The organism is Photobacterium sp. DNB22_13_2 (genome assembly GCF_052873915.1).
The window spans coordinates 268278-283230 of the sequence record NZ_JBNNXU010000002.1 but is presented as its reverse complement, the minus strand read 5'-3'; the positions used below and the strand labels follow the sequence as shown (position 1 = coordinate 283230).

General features: G+C 44.3%; 12 protein-coding genes. 6 read left to right on the top strand and 6 right to left on the bottom strand.

Going from position 1 to position 14953, the window contains the following annotated elements:
- Nucleotides 1-6 precede the first annotated feature (6 nt).
- Genes ACVA58_RS04475 through ACVA58_RS04465 form a run of 3 tightly spaced genes read right to left on the bottom strand, consistent with a single transcriptional unit; the run spans nucleotide 7 to nucleotide 1551 of the window.
- A complete protein-coding gene (locus ACVA58_RS04475; RefSeq protein ID WP_446509236.1) occupies nucleotides 7-411 on the bottom strand; it encodes a curli assembly protein CsgF in 405 nt (134 codons plus the stop codon).
- Nucleotides 412-421: 10 nt separating this feature from the next.
- On the bottom strand, nucleotides 422-883 hold the full coding sequence (locus tag ACVA58_RS04470; protein WP_446509235.1) for a CsgE family curli-type amyloid fiber assembly protein: 462 nt from the start codon (nucleotides 881-883) through the stop codon (nucleotides 422-424).
- On the bottom strand, nucleotides 880-1551 hold the full coding sequence (locus tag ACVA58_RS04465; protein WP_446509234.1) for a LuxR C-terminal-related transcriptional regulator: 672 nt from the start codon (nucleotides 1549-1551) through the stop codon (nucleotides 880-882). The genes ACVA58_RS04470 and ACVA58_RS04465 overlap by 4 nt, the downstream gene beginning before the upstream one ends.
- Before the next feature lie 305 nt (nucleotides 1552-1856).
- Here ACVA58_RS04465 and ACVA58_RS04460 point away from each other — a divergent pair, with 305 nt between their 5' ends.
- Both ACVA58_RS04460 and ACVA58_RS04455 read left to right on the top strand, forming a co-directional pair.
- Nucleotides 1857-2990: a YcjF family protein gene (locus ACVA58_RS04460; RefSeq protein WP_446509233.1), complete on the top strand. Its 1134-nt coding sequence runs from the start codon at nucleotides 1857-1859 to the stop codon at nucleotides 2988-2990.
- Complete coding sequence (locus ACVA58_RS04455) at nucleotides 2971-4506, top strand: GTPase family protein (RefSeq protein WP_446509232.1); 1536 nt, start codon at nucleotides 2971-2973, stop codon at nucleotides 4504-4506. Before ACVA58_RS04460 ends, ACVA58_RS04455 begins: the two co-directional genes overlap by 20 nt.
- Before the next feature lie 49 nt (nucleotides 4507-4555).
- Here ACVA58_RS04455 and cra read toward each other — a convergent pair whose 3' ends face one another.
- On the bottom strand, nucleotides 4556-5554 hold the full coding sequence (gene cra / locus ACVA58_RS04450) for a catabolite repressor/activator (protein WP_446509231.1): 999 nt from the start codon (nucleotides 5552-5554) through the stop codon (nucleotides 4556-4558).
- 395 nt (nucleotides 5555-5949) lie between these two features.
- On the opposite strand from cra, the gene fruB reads away from it, so the two are divergent.
- Genes fruB through fruA form a run of 3 tightly spaced genes read left to right on the top strand, consistent with a single transcriptional unit; the run spans nucleotide 5950 to nucleotide 9800 of the window.
- The gene (fruB, locus tag ACVA58_RS04445) at nucleotides 5950-7068 is read left to right on the top strand and encodes a fused PTS fructose transporter subunit IIA/HPr protein (RefSeq protein WP_446509230.1); all 1119 of its coding nucleotides are present in this window, start codon (nucleotides 5950-5952) and stop codon (nucleotides 7066-7068) included.
- 2 nt (nucleotides 7069-7070) lie between these two features.
- Nucleotides 7071-8036: a 1-phosphofructokinase gene (gene pfkB, locus ACVA58_RS04440; RefSeq protein ID WP_446509229.1), complete on the top strand. Its 966-nt coding sequence runs from the start codon at nucleotides 7071-7073 to the stop codon at nucleotides 8034-8036.
- Between the two features lie 21 nt (nucleotides 8037-8057).
- A complete protein-coding gene (gene fruA / locus ACVA58_RS04435) occupies nucleotides 8058-9800 on the top strand; it encodes a PTS fructose transporter subunit IIBC (RefSeq protein WP_446509228.1) in 1743 nt (580 codons plus the stop codon).
- Nucleotides 9801-10058: 258 nt separating this feature from the next.
- On the opposite strand, the gene ACVA58_RS04430 is transcribed toward fruA, so the two are convergent.
- A complete protein-coding gene (locus ACVA58_RS04430; protein ID WP_446509227.1) occupies nucleotides 10059-10742 on the bottom strand; it encodes a hypothetical protein in 684 nt (227 codons plus the stop codon).
- 245 nt (nucleotides 10743-10987) lie between these two features.
- Complete coding sequence (ppsR, locus tag ACVA58_RS04425) at nucleotides 10988-11821, bottom strand: posphoenolpyruvate synthetase regulatory kinase/phosphorylase PpsR (RefSeq protein ID WP_446509226.1); 834 nt, start codon at nucleotides 11819-11821, stop codon at nucleotides 10988-10990.
- Between the two features lie 750 nt (nucleotides 11822-12571).
- On the opposite strand from ppsR, the gene ppsA reads away from it, so the two are divergent.
- The gene (gene ppsA / locus ACVA58_RS04420; RefSeq protein ID WP_446509225.1) at nucleotides 12572-14938 is read left to right on the top strand and encodes a phosphoenolpyruvate synthase; all 2367 of its coding nucleotides are present in this window, start codon (nucleotides 12572-12574) and stop codon (nucleotides 14936-14938) included.
- The last annotated feature ends 15 nt before the right edge of the window (nucleotides 14939-14953 follow it).

Below are 14953 nucleotides of genomic sequence, written 5' to 3'. Positions count from 1 at the left end.
ACTCCATTACATATCTGGCACTAAGCCACTAACTTGAATTGTGGAAGACTCACCGGTTTCTTTATCGGTGATTTGTATGGTTAGCTCACCATTGTTATCAACAATGTTTAGTAAGAAGTCGTCAGTGGCAAGTTGACCGGTATTACCGTTACCAACATCGGATAGCAACTGGCTAATGAGCCTTGATTCCAAACTTGCAGCTAACCGGTCTAGGTCAGATTGTTCATCGAGTATACTGCTAGCATCGGGATTTTTATGGTCATTAATTGCGTTAGCAATCCCTAATAAGTGATTACTGTTTAACGGGTTTCCACCGAAACTAGGGTTGATGGGGCGGTAAGTTAGTTCTGTGGCGAGTGCGTTTAAACTAAAACACGCAATTCCAATACTACAGATAATTGCTCTTTTCATGATTGGTCCCTTAAATCTCATCATGATAAACATCAAAAGTATCTTTTAGGTAACGTTCAATTTTCCAGCGGACAACGTAATTACTAATTTCACGAATAGCATCGTCCACTCTTTGTTCTATTTGAGATCGGCCTGGTGATATTGCGGTTCGATATATCAAGTTCTGGCGATGGTAAACGCTCATGATACTGCCGCTTAATGCTGTAGGTCTTTCTTTTATAGTCAGGTTTTCAGCTAGATTCTCGAATTTATCACTCATCTTTTGAGAGAATAGAGAATAAAATTGTTCACCCAAATGGGTAAATGTACGGTCGATTATAATGCCGTCTATTTCAGTTAAACTATCCAGTGATTCAAGGCTATCTTTACTTTCTAGTGGTGGTCCGTTTTCTAATGGTTTATTGTCATTCGCAAAACTGACATTGGCTGAAAGTAAAGTCGCTGAAATTACTGATATAATTAACTGTTTCATATCGGCATGTCATTATAGTAATTGTTTTTTGCCCACATAAATGCTTGTACTCGGTTTTTTGCATTTATCTTTTTAAAAACATTATGTAGGTGTGATTTTACTGTGTTTTCACTAACAAATAAGTTAGCTGCAATTTGTTCATTTGATTCACCGAGTATCAGCAAATCAAGGATCTCTTTCTCCCTTGTCGTAAGACTAGTATTAGGCCGTAAATTGAATTTTAATTGTGATCGTTGACGATAAGAGATAATGATTTTCTGGCTTAGACTTCTGCTTAACCACATCTCTCCATCCAAGACCGATTGCATACCTCTCTCAACGATTTTTAAATCATCATTTGAGTAGAATACACCGGTAACATTAGGCCAGCCTAAAATAGTTTTGTAGTCTGTTTCCTTCGGTGTGTTAATGAGTACTTCTTTTGTTTCAATATCGTTTGTTGTTACGAAATTATAGTAAGAGTGATACTTATCTTCTGTGATGAAGGAGAAATCAACAATAACAAGCATTGGATCTTTATTTCCGTAGGATCCGGATGTGAATTTGTCAAATGTTACTATTTCAATGTTTTTATTAAGGGATTTCTCAAGGAAATCCTTAAACAATAACGATTGCAAGCTTGAATCACATATGAAGAACACCTGCTTGAAATAACTGCCTGACATCATATTTTCCTTACATAGCATGCCAATTAACGCTTCCTGTATTAAATCTAGAACAAGAAAAACAAACATCAAGAGCACAAAAAAATTATATAAACTTATTGATGATAAGGTTATGAAAAGTCTAGTTAAAAAGTAGTCATTTTTTTGACGCTGACAAATAAATTATGAAATAGCAAAAAAGTACCAGTCAATTCTCATTCGTGATACAGACATTTCCTCTTTCATAGTGTGCAACTCCTTGCGTTAGTTTTTGCCACTTAAATGTACGCCATGTATTATCGCTGTACTGAGCGAGGTTAGAGGTATTGATGCAGCAGTTTTTCAAGAATATTTACCAATATATCAACCCAGAAAAAGACCCTGATCTACAAGCTGCTAATCAGCAATGGGAATCATCATTACCTACGTTGTGGTTACTGGGTAAGACGGGAGCGGGTAAGTCGACGCTTGTTGCGACGGTTACAGGTAATGAGTTAGTTGAAGTGGGTAATGGTTTTCAGCCTTGTACCCAAACAGCCGTTGAATATGCTTTCCCTGCCGAAAGCCCGGTGCTGCGTTTTCTTGATACTCGGGGATTATCAGAAGCTGATTATGATCCTTCTGAAGATATTTCTGCCTGTCAGGCACAAAGCCATGCCTTGTTGGTTGTCATGAAAGCTGAAGAGCCAGAGCAGAGTGATGTGCTATCGGCGCTGAAAAAAATCCGAAAAGATGGCCGTATTGATAGCCTGTTGGTTGTTCATACTGCGTGTTTAGCGATTATTGATCCGGAGCAACGCCTTCAAGCAATTCGATATAATCAAGTTCAAGTAGAGAAGGTGTGGGGTACTACGCTTATGTCGGTCAATGTGGACTTCCAAGTCACCGCTCCTGATAGTGTAGCAACCCAAAGTGATGAATGGTTTGGTCTATCAGCTTTGAATGTACAGTTAGCAGAATTGCTGCCGATTATTCAGTTGATGCAGCAATCACAGCAGCATGGTAACGCTGAACTAAGTAATTTCCATAAGCTTCAACAAGAAGTCATGTGGTATGCAGGCAGTGCGGCGGCATCTGATACGCTTCCAGGTGTCGGCTTGGTGTCTGTGCCGGCTATTCAAGGGAAAATGCTGCACAGTTTGGCACGTCAATATGGTGTTGAGTGGAACCGAAAACGTTTTACTGAATTCGCAGGTTTACTAGGCAGTAGCTTTGCTTTGAAATATGCCACAAAGTTGGGCGTAAGGCAGTTAGCGAAGTTTATTCCGGTATACGGGCAAACGGTAGGCAGTGCAGTTGCAGTTGCGATTAGCTTTGGCCTTACTTATGCGATTGGCCGGGCGGGTTGTAAGTACCTCTATCATATCAGTCGCGGGGAAACGGTTAATGAGAGTGATATTCGTCATGTATTCGAACAAGCGTTAAAGCAGGCAAAGGACAGCCATGAAAAAGACAATCAATAGTGTCAGCCTGCTAAGTCGTATCTCTGCTGGGGTTGCTCCTTTAGTTTTTGCTTCGTTGATCATACCTTTTTTCGTGCTAGCGGGCTGGGGGCTATTTCAGATTATTCAGGATGATCAATGGCTATTCTTATCGGTATTGATAGCCTCTTCTTCTCTGGTTGTTATTATTGGCGCGATTTCTCTGCGGCAGGTGCGTCGAAATACTTCAGAGGAGGGCGTTCAGCTGGGGGGTGATTATGATGTCGCACCATCCGGTGAGTGGGGAGAGTTTGACCGTGAAGTTTGGAATGAACTCAACCCAGCAATAGCTCGCCATCTCGAACAGGATGACAGTTGGATAGGGTTAAGGGAGCATGCATTATCGTTGTCGATGGAGGTTGCTAGTCAATATTATCCTGAACGTGATACCCAAGCTTTGTCTTTTACCGCGCCGGAATTTCTGTTGATGCTGGAGAAGGTGAGTCATCGCTACCGCCACTTTCTGCTGACTCATATTCCCTTCGCAGAAACATTGAAGCTGTCCTACTTTCAACAAGGGTACCAGCATAAAGAGAAGCTTGGTGCGGCCAAGAAGTTTTATGATGTGTATCGGGTATTTAGAGCGATGACGCCGGCAGGCTTGGTAGCGGAGGCGAGGGGGCAATTGTTAGGCCGTTTGTTTGATGAAGTTAGTGAGGAAGTCCAGCACTCCTTGAAAAAGGTTTTGCTGCAGGAAGTACTCTCTGTTGCGATAAATTTATATAGCGGCCGATACAAAGCTGATGGCGGTGAGCTTGATAACAGTGAAACAGATAGCGATCACTTTGCAGATGTATTAGAGCCACTTCGGGTAGCTATTATTGGCCAGGTGAGTGCGGGTAAGTCTTCTCTGGTCAATACTTTCGTTGGCAATATGGTGGCTGAAGTGAGTGCGATTCCTTCAACGGAGAATATCGTTATTCATCGCTGCTATGTTGATGGAATTGATATTATACATCTTGTTGATCTGCCCGGTATCGATGGACAAGAGAAGACTAACAAACTGTTGGTCAATCAGATGGCGCAAAGTGATATTGTTCTTTGGGTATTGAAAGCCAATCAGCCAGCGAGAAAGAGTGATGTAATACTTCGACAACAGTTTGATGAATACTATCAGCAGGCGAATAATCGAAGTCGCAAAAAGCCACAAGTGATCATGGTGCTTAATCAGGTGGATCGTTTATCTCCGGCCCTAGAGTGGCAGCCACCTTATGACTTATCAGCGCCGCAATCAGCCAAAGCCAACACGATAAAGGCGGCGCTTGATTTTAATAAGGCGAAAATAATGCCTGATGATGACGTTGTCGTCGCGATGCCACCGAATGAACAGCCTTATAATATGGACAGCTTGGCTGAGGCGCTACTGAGTGCGTTTCAAGGTGGGGTGAATACCCAACTCAATCGGCGTCGTATCGAGCATAGGAGCGACACTTTGACGAAGCAGGCCAAGCGGTTGTACCGGCTGGGTAAGGTGGCAGTAAAGCGGTATACACCTTAATTCTGTTTATTTGGGCCTTGGTCTATCCAACAGGCCCAATCATGCTTTTTTATCGGCGCTTAATTTTTCGAGGGATCACCTCGACCCCAGTTCGATACCGGCCCGCAATGGCATTCAGTGCCAACTCCAATGCATTGTCAGCAATAAGCTCAAACTGTTGCGGCAATGACTGGATTTTTATCGGTAAGAAATCCAGTAGGCGGTTATCACCAAATGTTGCAAGATGAGTCTTTTGCATTAATTCCGGATTTGCCAGCAAACAATCGAGTACCCCTTCAAATAGGGTATAAGAGGTCGCTAGGATCGCATCTGGCATACAATCATTATCGATCCAGTTTTGTACCTGGTGTTGACCTTGTTGTTGGCTGAAATGATCACCATTGGCTATTAGTGATTGGATTTCAGGCTCCTGCTGTTGGGTACTGTAAGACCGGATAGCCGAAAGAAAGCCTTGCTCTCGCTCTATGGAAACCCCCAATTCTGGTACGGCTCCAACTAAGCCGATTGTTTTGATCTTCTTGTCTAATAAACTAACAGTGAGATCAAACGCACCATCAAGATCTTCGCTGATCACACTGGCAAATATTTCATCATTCATCGCACGGTCGATAGCGATAACCGGTACGCCGCCTTTTTGAATTCGTTGGTAGAAGTCGTTATCGGTCGGCAGGGCACTCGCCACAATCAAAGCATCTATGCGTCGGCTTAATAGTGTTTCAGCTACTTTTATCTCAGTTTCAGCGTCATCATCTGAGCAGGATATGATCAGTTGGTAACCTGCTTTTCGTACATTGTGCTCGAGGAGTTTAGCCAACTTGGCATAACTGCTGTTTTCGAGATCAGGGATGATCAAACCGAAAGAACGGCTACTTCCTGCACGGAGAGACGTTGCAGCATGATCAGGCCGGAAGTTGTGTTCATTCACAACGGCCATCACTTTTTGCTGGGTTTTCTCACTGATCCGGTACTTTTGTGCTTTACCGTTTATCACGTAACTGGCGGTGGTACGGGATACTCCGGCAAGTTTTGCTATCTCGTCTAGCTTCATTCTGATTCTTGTTGGTTACAGTTAGCAGGCCTGTTTCATTCTACTGGTTCGTATCACGAACAGAAAGAGGCTGGCTCGTTGAATAATATGCGTGTTCACGCAATCACTTTGGCGTTGCTTATCGATATAAAGATGGTTTTGTGCGACGGATCAAAATTTTCGTCACGATCTCTTAGGCACATTTGCAATATTAGCTGAAACCATTCAGCATGTCAGCTGAATGGTTTCAGCAGTGATATAAATTTGAACTAAATTCTGCTGAAATTTTATTTTGACCAAAAGCTGAATCGATTCAGTCAGCAAAATATGAAGTTGGTCATTTAGGTTTATATTTGTGTAGACGGGGAGAGAAGACCACCGGTCTTCACCAGGTTTAACGAAACTGGAGTAAACACATGCTGTCACTCTCAACAAAAGACATTCAGCTCAAACAATCAGCAACAGATAAGCAGGAAGCGATTAAAGCGATTGCTGCTGGTTTGGAACATCAAGGCCTAGTTGAAACCGGCTATGTTAACGGTATGCTGGATCGCGAGGCACAGAACTCAACATTTCTTGGTAACGGTATTGCGATTCCTCACGGTACAACAGATACCCGGGGTTTGGTGAAAGAGACTGGCGTTCGCGTCCATCACTTCCCACAGGGGGTTAACTGGGGTGATGGCAAAACGGTGTATCTTGCGATCGGCATCGCAGCCAAATCTGATGAGCACCTAGGCATTCTTAAGCAGCTCACCAAAGTACTGTCTGCTGATGGCGTTGAGGGCAAGCTAAAAACGAGTGATAGCGCAGAAGGCTTGATTGCTATTTTGAATGGTGAAGCTCAGCTAGAAGCAGACTTTGATGAAAGTTATGTCCAACTTGAGTTTCCTGCAACCGATCTTATTCAGCTAACCGCTGTCGCCGCTGGCTTGGTGAAAAATCACCGATCAGCAAATAACGAAACCGTTGCCGATGCTATTGCCTCTGGCGCTACTCATCTTGGTCAAGGTCTATGGATCGCCAAAAGTAGTAAAGATGTCAGCCGGACATCACTCGCTTTTGTTACTCCAACAACTCAATTTGAAGACGCAGGTTTCCCAGTCAAAGGTCTCTTGTTTGTCGCTGCTTGTAATGGCGCGCATGTCAATAACATGAATTACTTGGCCCAATTATTATTCACTAATCAAACAGGAAAGTTATTTGCTGCTACTGCCGAACAGGTCGTGACGCTTTTGACTGAAGAAGCACTTGAGGGTAATACCGAAGTCTTCAAGATCCGCAATCCACACGGTTTGCATGCCCGTCCGGGTGCCATGCTGGTGAGCGTTGCCAAGAAATTCAACAGTAATATTTTGGTCTCCAACCTAAATGGTGAAGGTAAAGCAGTTAATGCGAAGAGCCTTATGAAGGTGATTGCCTTGGGCGTTAAACAAGGCCACGAATTACAGTTCACGGCAAAGGGTGATGATGCAGATGAAGCATTAGTCGCAATAGGACAAGCAATTGCCGATGGCCTTGGTGAAGGTAAATAGGTATGACTGAATCTCAAAGTATCAATAACAAGCCAAAGGTCGTGACGGTTACGCTTAATCCAGCCTTGGATCTCACCGGTAGTCTCGATGTTCTTAACCCAGGCACAGTGAATTTAGTTAATACCGGTACATTGCACCCAGCAGGGAAGGGCGTGAATGTGGCGAAAGTACTGGCAGAATTAGGTGCGGACGTCACCGTGACCGGCCTATTGGGTGCCGATAATCAAGAGCCGTTCTGCCAGCTGTTCGCAGAGCTCGGTGCAAAAGACGCTTTTGTACGGGTGCAGGGTGCCAGCCGAATAAACGTCAAATTGGTAGAGCTAGGTGGTCAGGTTAGCGACATCAACTTCCCGGGTGTCGAAGTGGGTGAAGACGATCTCAAGGCTTTCGAAACGACATTGCACACATTGGCCGAGAGCCATGATGTGTTCGTGATTGCAGGTAGCCTCCCCCGAGGGATAACCCCTGAAAAATGTGCAGAGTGGATCCAATGGTTGCACGATAACGGTAAGCAGGTGTTCTTCGATAGCAGCAAGGCTGCCCTTACCGCAGGTTTGGACGCCTCGCCATGGTTGGTCAAACCTAATGACGAAGAGCTTGCTGATTGGGTCGGACGTGAACTTGAATCTGAACATGCTTTGTTGGAAGCGGCTGAGAAACTCTCAGGAAAAGGTATTGCCAACGTGGTTGTATCTCTGGGTGCAAAAGGTGTTATGTGGCTTAACAGTGAAGGCTGGTTGAGATCCCAGCCACCGAAAATGAGTGTAGTGAGCACAGTAGGTGCTGGGGACACATTAGTAGCAGGCTTGTGCTGGGGACAGCTCAACCAATGGAATAAAAAAGAGACATTGGGCTTTGCCACAGCATTGTCTGCATTGGCCGTAAGCCAAGTAGGCGTTGGCGTTGAAGATATCAACCAGGTGCTGGAAGTAAAAGAAAATGTCCAACTAAATAACGTGAATAGCTGATTCGGATCAGAGGGTGTTGAAATGAAAATTGCAGTAATAACAGCGTGCCCGAGTGGTATTGCAAATAGCATTATTGCCGCTGGCTTAATTGAAAAGGCAGCAGCAGATCTTAAATGGACCGCAGCGGTTGAATGTCAGTCTTCTGTGGTGCCGGTTAAGGTACTCAGTCAGACCGTTATTGATGACGCTGATTGCATCGTCGTTGCCGCGGATACCACAGTGGATACGACACGCTTCAAAGGTAAGAAGCTGTCGCAAATCTCAATTGAAGATGTGTTGGCTGATCCGAAAGCGGCGCTTTCTCAGGCTGTCAGTCAAGCATCAGTACTCACAGCGGTAACTGCCGTAAACGAAGAAGTATCGGGCGAGTCGGCTAGCAAGAAAATTGTCGCGATTACCGCTTGTCCAACAGGTGTTGCACATACTTTCATGGCTGCTGAAGCTTTGGAAGAAGAAGGTAAGCGTCAGGGCCACCAAATCAAGGTTGAGACCCGTGGCTCAGTTGGTGCGAAGAACCAACTTACTGCTGAAGAAATTGCTGCAGCGGACTTGGTTATTATTGCTGCTGATATTGAAGTGGATCTTGCACGCTTTGCCGGTAAGAAGCTGTATAAAACCAGCACTGGTGCAGCTCTGAAGAAAACGACAGAAGAGTTTGAAAAAGCATTCTCAACAGCGACGCCTTATCAAAATCAAGCGGGATCGGCATCTGAAGGTGATGTAAAACAAGAGAAGACCGGTGCCTATAAGCACTTGATGACCGGTGTTTCCCACATGTTGCCATTGGTTGTTGCTGGTGGTCTTTCTATCGCGCTTTCATTTGTATTCGGTATTACCGCCTTTGAACAAGAGGGGACACTGGCTGCTGCTCTAATGACGATTGGCGGTGGTTCGGCATTTGCGCTGATGGTACCGGTACTGGCTGGTTTCATTGCCTTTTCGATTGCTGACCGTCCGGGTCTGGCACCAGGTCTCATTGGCGGTATGCTAGCGAGCTCTACGGGGGCTGGCTTCCTTGGTGGTATCGTTGCCGGTTTCCTTGCGGGTTACAGTGCCAAATTTATTGCCGACTACGTTAAGCTGCCGCAATCGATGGAAGCGCTGAAGCCTATCCTGATCATTCCGCTGCTATCTAGTTTGGTGACCGGTCTTATCATGATTTATGTGGTGGGTGGCCCAGTATCAACGGCAATGACTAGCTTGACTGACTTCCTCAATAACATGGGCTCAGCCAATGCTGTACTACTTGGTATTATCCTAGGTTGTATGATGTGTTTCGATTTGGGGGGGCCGGTCAACAAAGCAGCATATACCTTTGGTGTAGGTTTACTGGCGTCTCAAACTTATGCGCCGATGGCCGCGGTAATGGCCGCAGGTATGGTGCCGGCAATGGGGATGGGCTTGGCAACATTCTTGGCTAAACGTAAGTTTAACGCGAGTGAAACAGAAGCTGGTAAAGCCTCTTTCGTGCTAGGCCTATGCTTTATCTCTGAAGGTGCGATTCCGTTTGCTGCTCGTGATCCAATGCGTGTTATCCCAAGCTGTATGCTGGGTGGGGCACTAACGGGTGCGCTATCTATGCTGTTCGGTGCTAAGCTAATGGCTCCACACGGCGGTTTGTTCGTATTGTTTATCCCGAACGCTATCTCTCCGGTATTGATGTACTTAGTTGCGATTGCAGCAGGTACGATTGTAACCGGTGTGACATATGCATTCTTGAAGAAGTCTGATGAAGAGTTAGTGGCTGTTGCTGAAGCAAAATAACCGCTGCGTTAGTATTCGCTAGATAAAGATAGCCCCGGCAAAAATTGCCGGGGCTTATGCCACCGCTGCCTACGGTATTCTGTTTCGTTTGTCCTAAACTTCTTCGAAGTTACCAGAGTTATCTTTCCATGACATAAGATTTTTTTAGTATCTCTGTTAAGACAGACGTATATATTATGTAGGCATTCCCTGCGAGTAATACAAAGCGCTATATTATAGTTTTTAATTTACCCTAAATTATTATTTTATATTTTATATTTATAATTTTTCTTCTGCCGCTATTAGCACGTTTTCCCCGTCAACAATTAATAAATATGATTTCCCTATGTCTAAATCACAAATGTCGCGCTGGTTTGCTCCTAAATAAAGCTCACCGCTACAATTGTTTAAAATCATTTGAGAAGAGAAGTTACCTTTCTTAACTTCGGTACTGGACGCTGCTGTAGAGATAACTTGCACCCATGTATCTTCAACTGCAAAGATGCGAATACGATACTTGTCTTCAATCGGAGCAGGGTTCTGTACATCCGTAGACAAGGTGAGTTCACCGTTATCATTCCATGCAATAGCCCAAAGTTTTTCGCTATTATTCAGAAGGATATCATCTTGTTTTGATTCTTTAGCTTGGGTGTTAGTGTCTTGTGTTCCAACATCAATTCTCATTGGTGTAGCGGAAGTCCAACTAATTTTATGGTAATAAGAATCAGAATCTGTAACGGAGTATGTTTTATTGTTTTCATCAAACAAAACTCCACCAACATTTGACTCCTTAATATAGAAGTCAACGTCTTCCCCAGATACATTTACTTGATCAATACCAATTGTTCTAACACTAACATCATCCATAGTGACTACAGTCGGTTCAGTTGTATCACTTGATGAACCACCACCGCAGGCAAATAGAAATACTGTTGATAATGCTGTAAGCGCAACCCTAATCATCTTGGAACCTCGTTATTATTTTTCTGAAGCTCAAATAAAGCATATTTCAAGAATTGATAATTTTTTGATGAATAATAGGGAGAAAAATAAGAAATTAATAAGTGATTGAATCTTTGTATTTTTTTAGCTCTCAATATTGAGATTTTGCGGTAGGATAGTGATAATCATCCTCAATAACGACGGCGAGTAGTAAAAAACAGAATACTCGCCGATAAATAGACATTGAGACAGCTAAAAGATCCTAGTCAGCACATCCTACGTTTAAGGCCGCTAATATCGAGCAAACGAGTGGCTATCTCTTCGACTGAAAGACGACTGGTATTTAGGTATGGGATAGCTTCGCGGCGGAACATAGCTTCAACTTTCTCCAGCTCGTTTTCACACTGCTCAACACTGGCATAGTGGCTATTGGCGTACCGCTCGTGGCGGATCTCTACTAAGCGCTCTGTGTCGATGGTGAGTCCATAGGTTTTGTAACGATAGGGTTCAATGGCTTTCGGGAGGCGAAGTTTACTCATGTCTTCTGCAATGAAGGGGTAGTTGACTGCCCTTATCCCAAATTGCATCGCAAGATAGAGGCAAGTCGGGGTTTTACCGCAGCGTGATACCCCAAGCAGAATAACATCGGCTTGCTCAAGATTGTTGAGCGATACGCCGTCGTCATGGGCAAGTGTATATTCGATAGCTGCAATCCGGTCTTGGTAGCTGTCGGCATCTTTGGCAATGCTATGAGAGCGCTGTAGCTGAGGTTGCGGTGCAAGTTGTAAATCTTCACTTAATGGCGCGACTAATGCGTTGAGTACATCGTAAAAGTGAGCGTTACTTTGCTCTATGATGTCTTTTACTTCAGGAAGCACGATGGAATAGAACACCAGCGGCTGAACACCTGTCTTTTCGTAGGCTTGATTGATTTGCTGCTTCACACTGTTGGCACGTTCAATGCTTTCAACAAAGGGTAGGGTCATCTGGCGAGTTGTGATATCAAATTGCCCCAGCACTGCGTGGCCAAGGGTTTCCGAGGTAATCGCTGTACCGTCAGAAACATAGAATACATCACGTAAATTGGCTTGGGATTGCATTAAAATTTTAATCCTTGAAAATATTTTTAGCTGTATGAGCTGTAGCACTCAATATAATCACCTGTAAGGCAACTTTCTATCTTTTTCATCACAGTTTGATGCAATCTTGTGATCGATTTTTTTACATCAATTTTTAGAGGATTTTACAAGTTGCGGATTAAAGGGGAGAGGCTCTTGTATGAACTCAAGCCTTGCGAATTTGCCCATATTTATATCAATAGATATTGAGTGAATTATTTTCAATCAACTTTGCGTTTAAATTATTGATTGTTAGCGTTAATTAATATTAATTATTGAGGTGTGTTCTTTGACTAACCAATGTTGAGCTAGATCAAAAACCTGATGCGGTTCAAATTTTTTTGATAAGTTGCTAGATAATTTTTAGCAGAGGTGGAAAACTGAAAGCAGAAGTTAGGTGCTACAAAGCATAAAGCTCACGGTATGCAACTCCTGACTTAATATGAGAGTGTTTATATATGTGCGTATACATTTTTTATCGCCTATACATATACATTTTCAAGCGATTGTAAATGGAAAGATTTGACAGAATTTGAGCGTTTATATTTATAACAATAACTTACAGGGTAACTGTACTTTGCTGACATGAACATCTGGTGAAGTGCATTGAAGGAGACGAGACGGGTGGTTTGCTCGAGAAAATGACATTTTTTGCTTTTTTTGCAGTAAAACGCAATCGTTTACTAAAGGGTTACCTGCTTTAAACTGTTGAATCCAATAAGGAGAATTACCGTGCAACAGAATGTTGTCTGGTACGATGCTTTGTCAATGAACGATGTTGATAAGGTCGGTGGTAAGAATGCATCTCTTGGCGAGATGGTGGCGAATTTGGCTAATGCGGGGGTACAAGTACCGAATGGCTATGCAACAACGTCATATGCCTTTAATCAGTTCTTAGAAGCAAATGCACTCAACGAACGGATTTATCAGCTACTCGACGAACTTGATGTTGAAGATGTAAATGCCTTGCAGCAAGCTGGCGAAACTATCCGAAATTGGGTTCTTGAGGCACCGTTTCCACAGGGTCTTGAACAGGATATTCGTGAATGTTATCTAGAGCTGGCTCAGGGTGACGAAATGCTATCAGTGGCTGTTCGCTCTTCAGCAACCGCGGAAGACTTGCCGGATGCATCTTTTGCGGGTCAGCAGGAAACCTTTCTCAATGTTCGTGGTATTGATGCCGTTATTGAAGCGGTTAAACACGTTTTTGCATCGTTATTTAATGACCGCGCCATTTCTTATCGTGTCCACCAGGGTTTTGATCATAAGGGTGTCGCTCTATCTGCGGGTATCCAGCGAATGGTTCGCTCGGACAAAGCTTCATCAGGTGTGATGTTTACTCTAGACACCGAGTCCGGTTTTGACCAAGTGGTATTCATTACCTCTTCTTGGGGCCTAGGTGAAATGGTTGTCCAGGGGGCGGTAAACCCTGACGAATTTTACGTCCACAAGCCAACTTTACAATCTGGAAACCCTGCCGTTGTACGTCGTACTATCGGTTCAAAATTGCTGAAGATGGTGTATACCGACGACACATCGCTAGGAAAGCAGGTTGAAGTGCTCGACACATCTGAACAAGAGCAATCGCAATTCTCCCTAACCGATCAAGAAATTGAATCCTTGGCCAAACAAGCACTGATCATCGAGAAGCACTATGGCCGACCAATGGATATCGAGTGGGCCAAAGACGGTATTACCGGCGAGTTGTTGATTGTTCAGGCCCGTCCTGAGACGGTACGCTCGCGCGATGATGCCAATGTGATGGAGCGTTTCCACCTAAATGGAAGCGGCCAGGCACTGATCGAAGGTCGAGCTATAGGTCAGCGAATTGGTAGTGGCGAAGTTCGCGTGGTATCTGATTTGTCGCAGATGGATCAGGTACAAGCTGGAGATGTATTGGTTGCTGACATGACGGATCCAGATTGGGAGCCTGTCATGAAAAAAGCGGCGGCGATTGTTACTAACCGTGGTGGGCGTACTTGTCACGCAGCCATTATTGCTCGTGAGTTAGGTATTCCTGCTGTGGTGGGTTGTGGTAACGCGACTGATTTGCTGCAAACCGGGCAGCGTGTCACGGTGTCATGTGCCCAAGGTGAAACAGGCTATATCTACGAAGGTGAGTTGGACTTTGAAGTGCGCCGTTCCGCCGTTGATGATCTACCGGATTTACCGCTTAAAGTCATGATGAATGTCGGTAATCCAGATAGGGCGTTTGACTTTGCCTGTATTCCTAATGAAGGGGTCGGTTTAGCAAGGTTGGAGTTCATCATTAACAAAATGATCGGTATCCACCCTAAAGCCTTGCTTAATTATGATCAGCAATCCGATGAGCTGAAAGCAGAAATTGACCAGCGAATCAGCGGGTACCCAGATCCGGTTGAGTTTTATATTCAGAAACTAACCGAGGGGATTTCAACACTGGCGGCAGCCTTCTGGCCAAAACGCGTGATCGTTCGTATGTCTGACTTTAAATCGAATGAATACCGAAATTTGGTGGGTGGTGTAAATTTCGAGCCTACGGAAGAAAATCCGATGATCGGTTTTCGTGGTGCATCGCGTTACATTTCAGAGCAATTCCAAGATTGCTTTGCCCTAGAATGTGAGGCGATTAAGCGAGTTCGTGAAACCATGGGGCTGAAAAACGTCGAAATCATGATCCCATTTGTCCGCACTGTGAGTGAGGCGGCTTCGGTGATTGATATACTGGCGAAGTACGATCTCCGTCGAGGCGAGAATGGGTTGAAGGTGATCATGATGTGTGAATTACCTTCCAATGCGATTTTGGCAGAGGATTTCCTCAAGTACTTTGATGGATTCTCGATTGGCTCCAATGATATGACTCAATTGACGTTGGGACTCGACCGAGACTCCGGTGAAATTGCCCATATGTTTGATGAGCGAAATGAAGCAGTTAAAGCAATGCTGGCGATGGCGATTAAGGCGGCAAATAAAGCTGGGAAATACGTTGGGATCTGCGGACAAGGACCATCGGATCATGATGATTTAGCCGATTGGTTGATGGAGCAGGGGATCGATTCGGTCTCGCTTAACCCTGATACGGTCGTTGAGACATGGTTACATTTAGGCAAGAAGTCATAACCTGCCGCTAAGTTG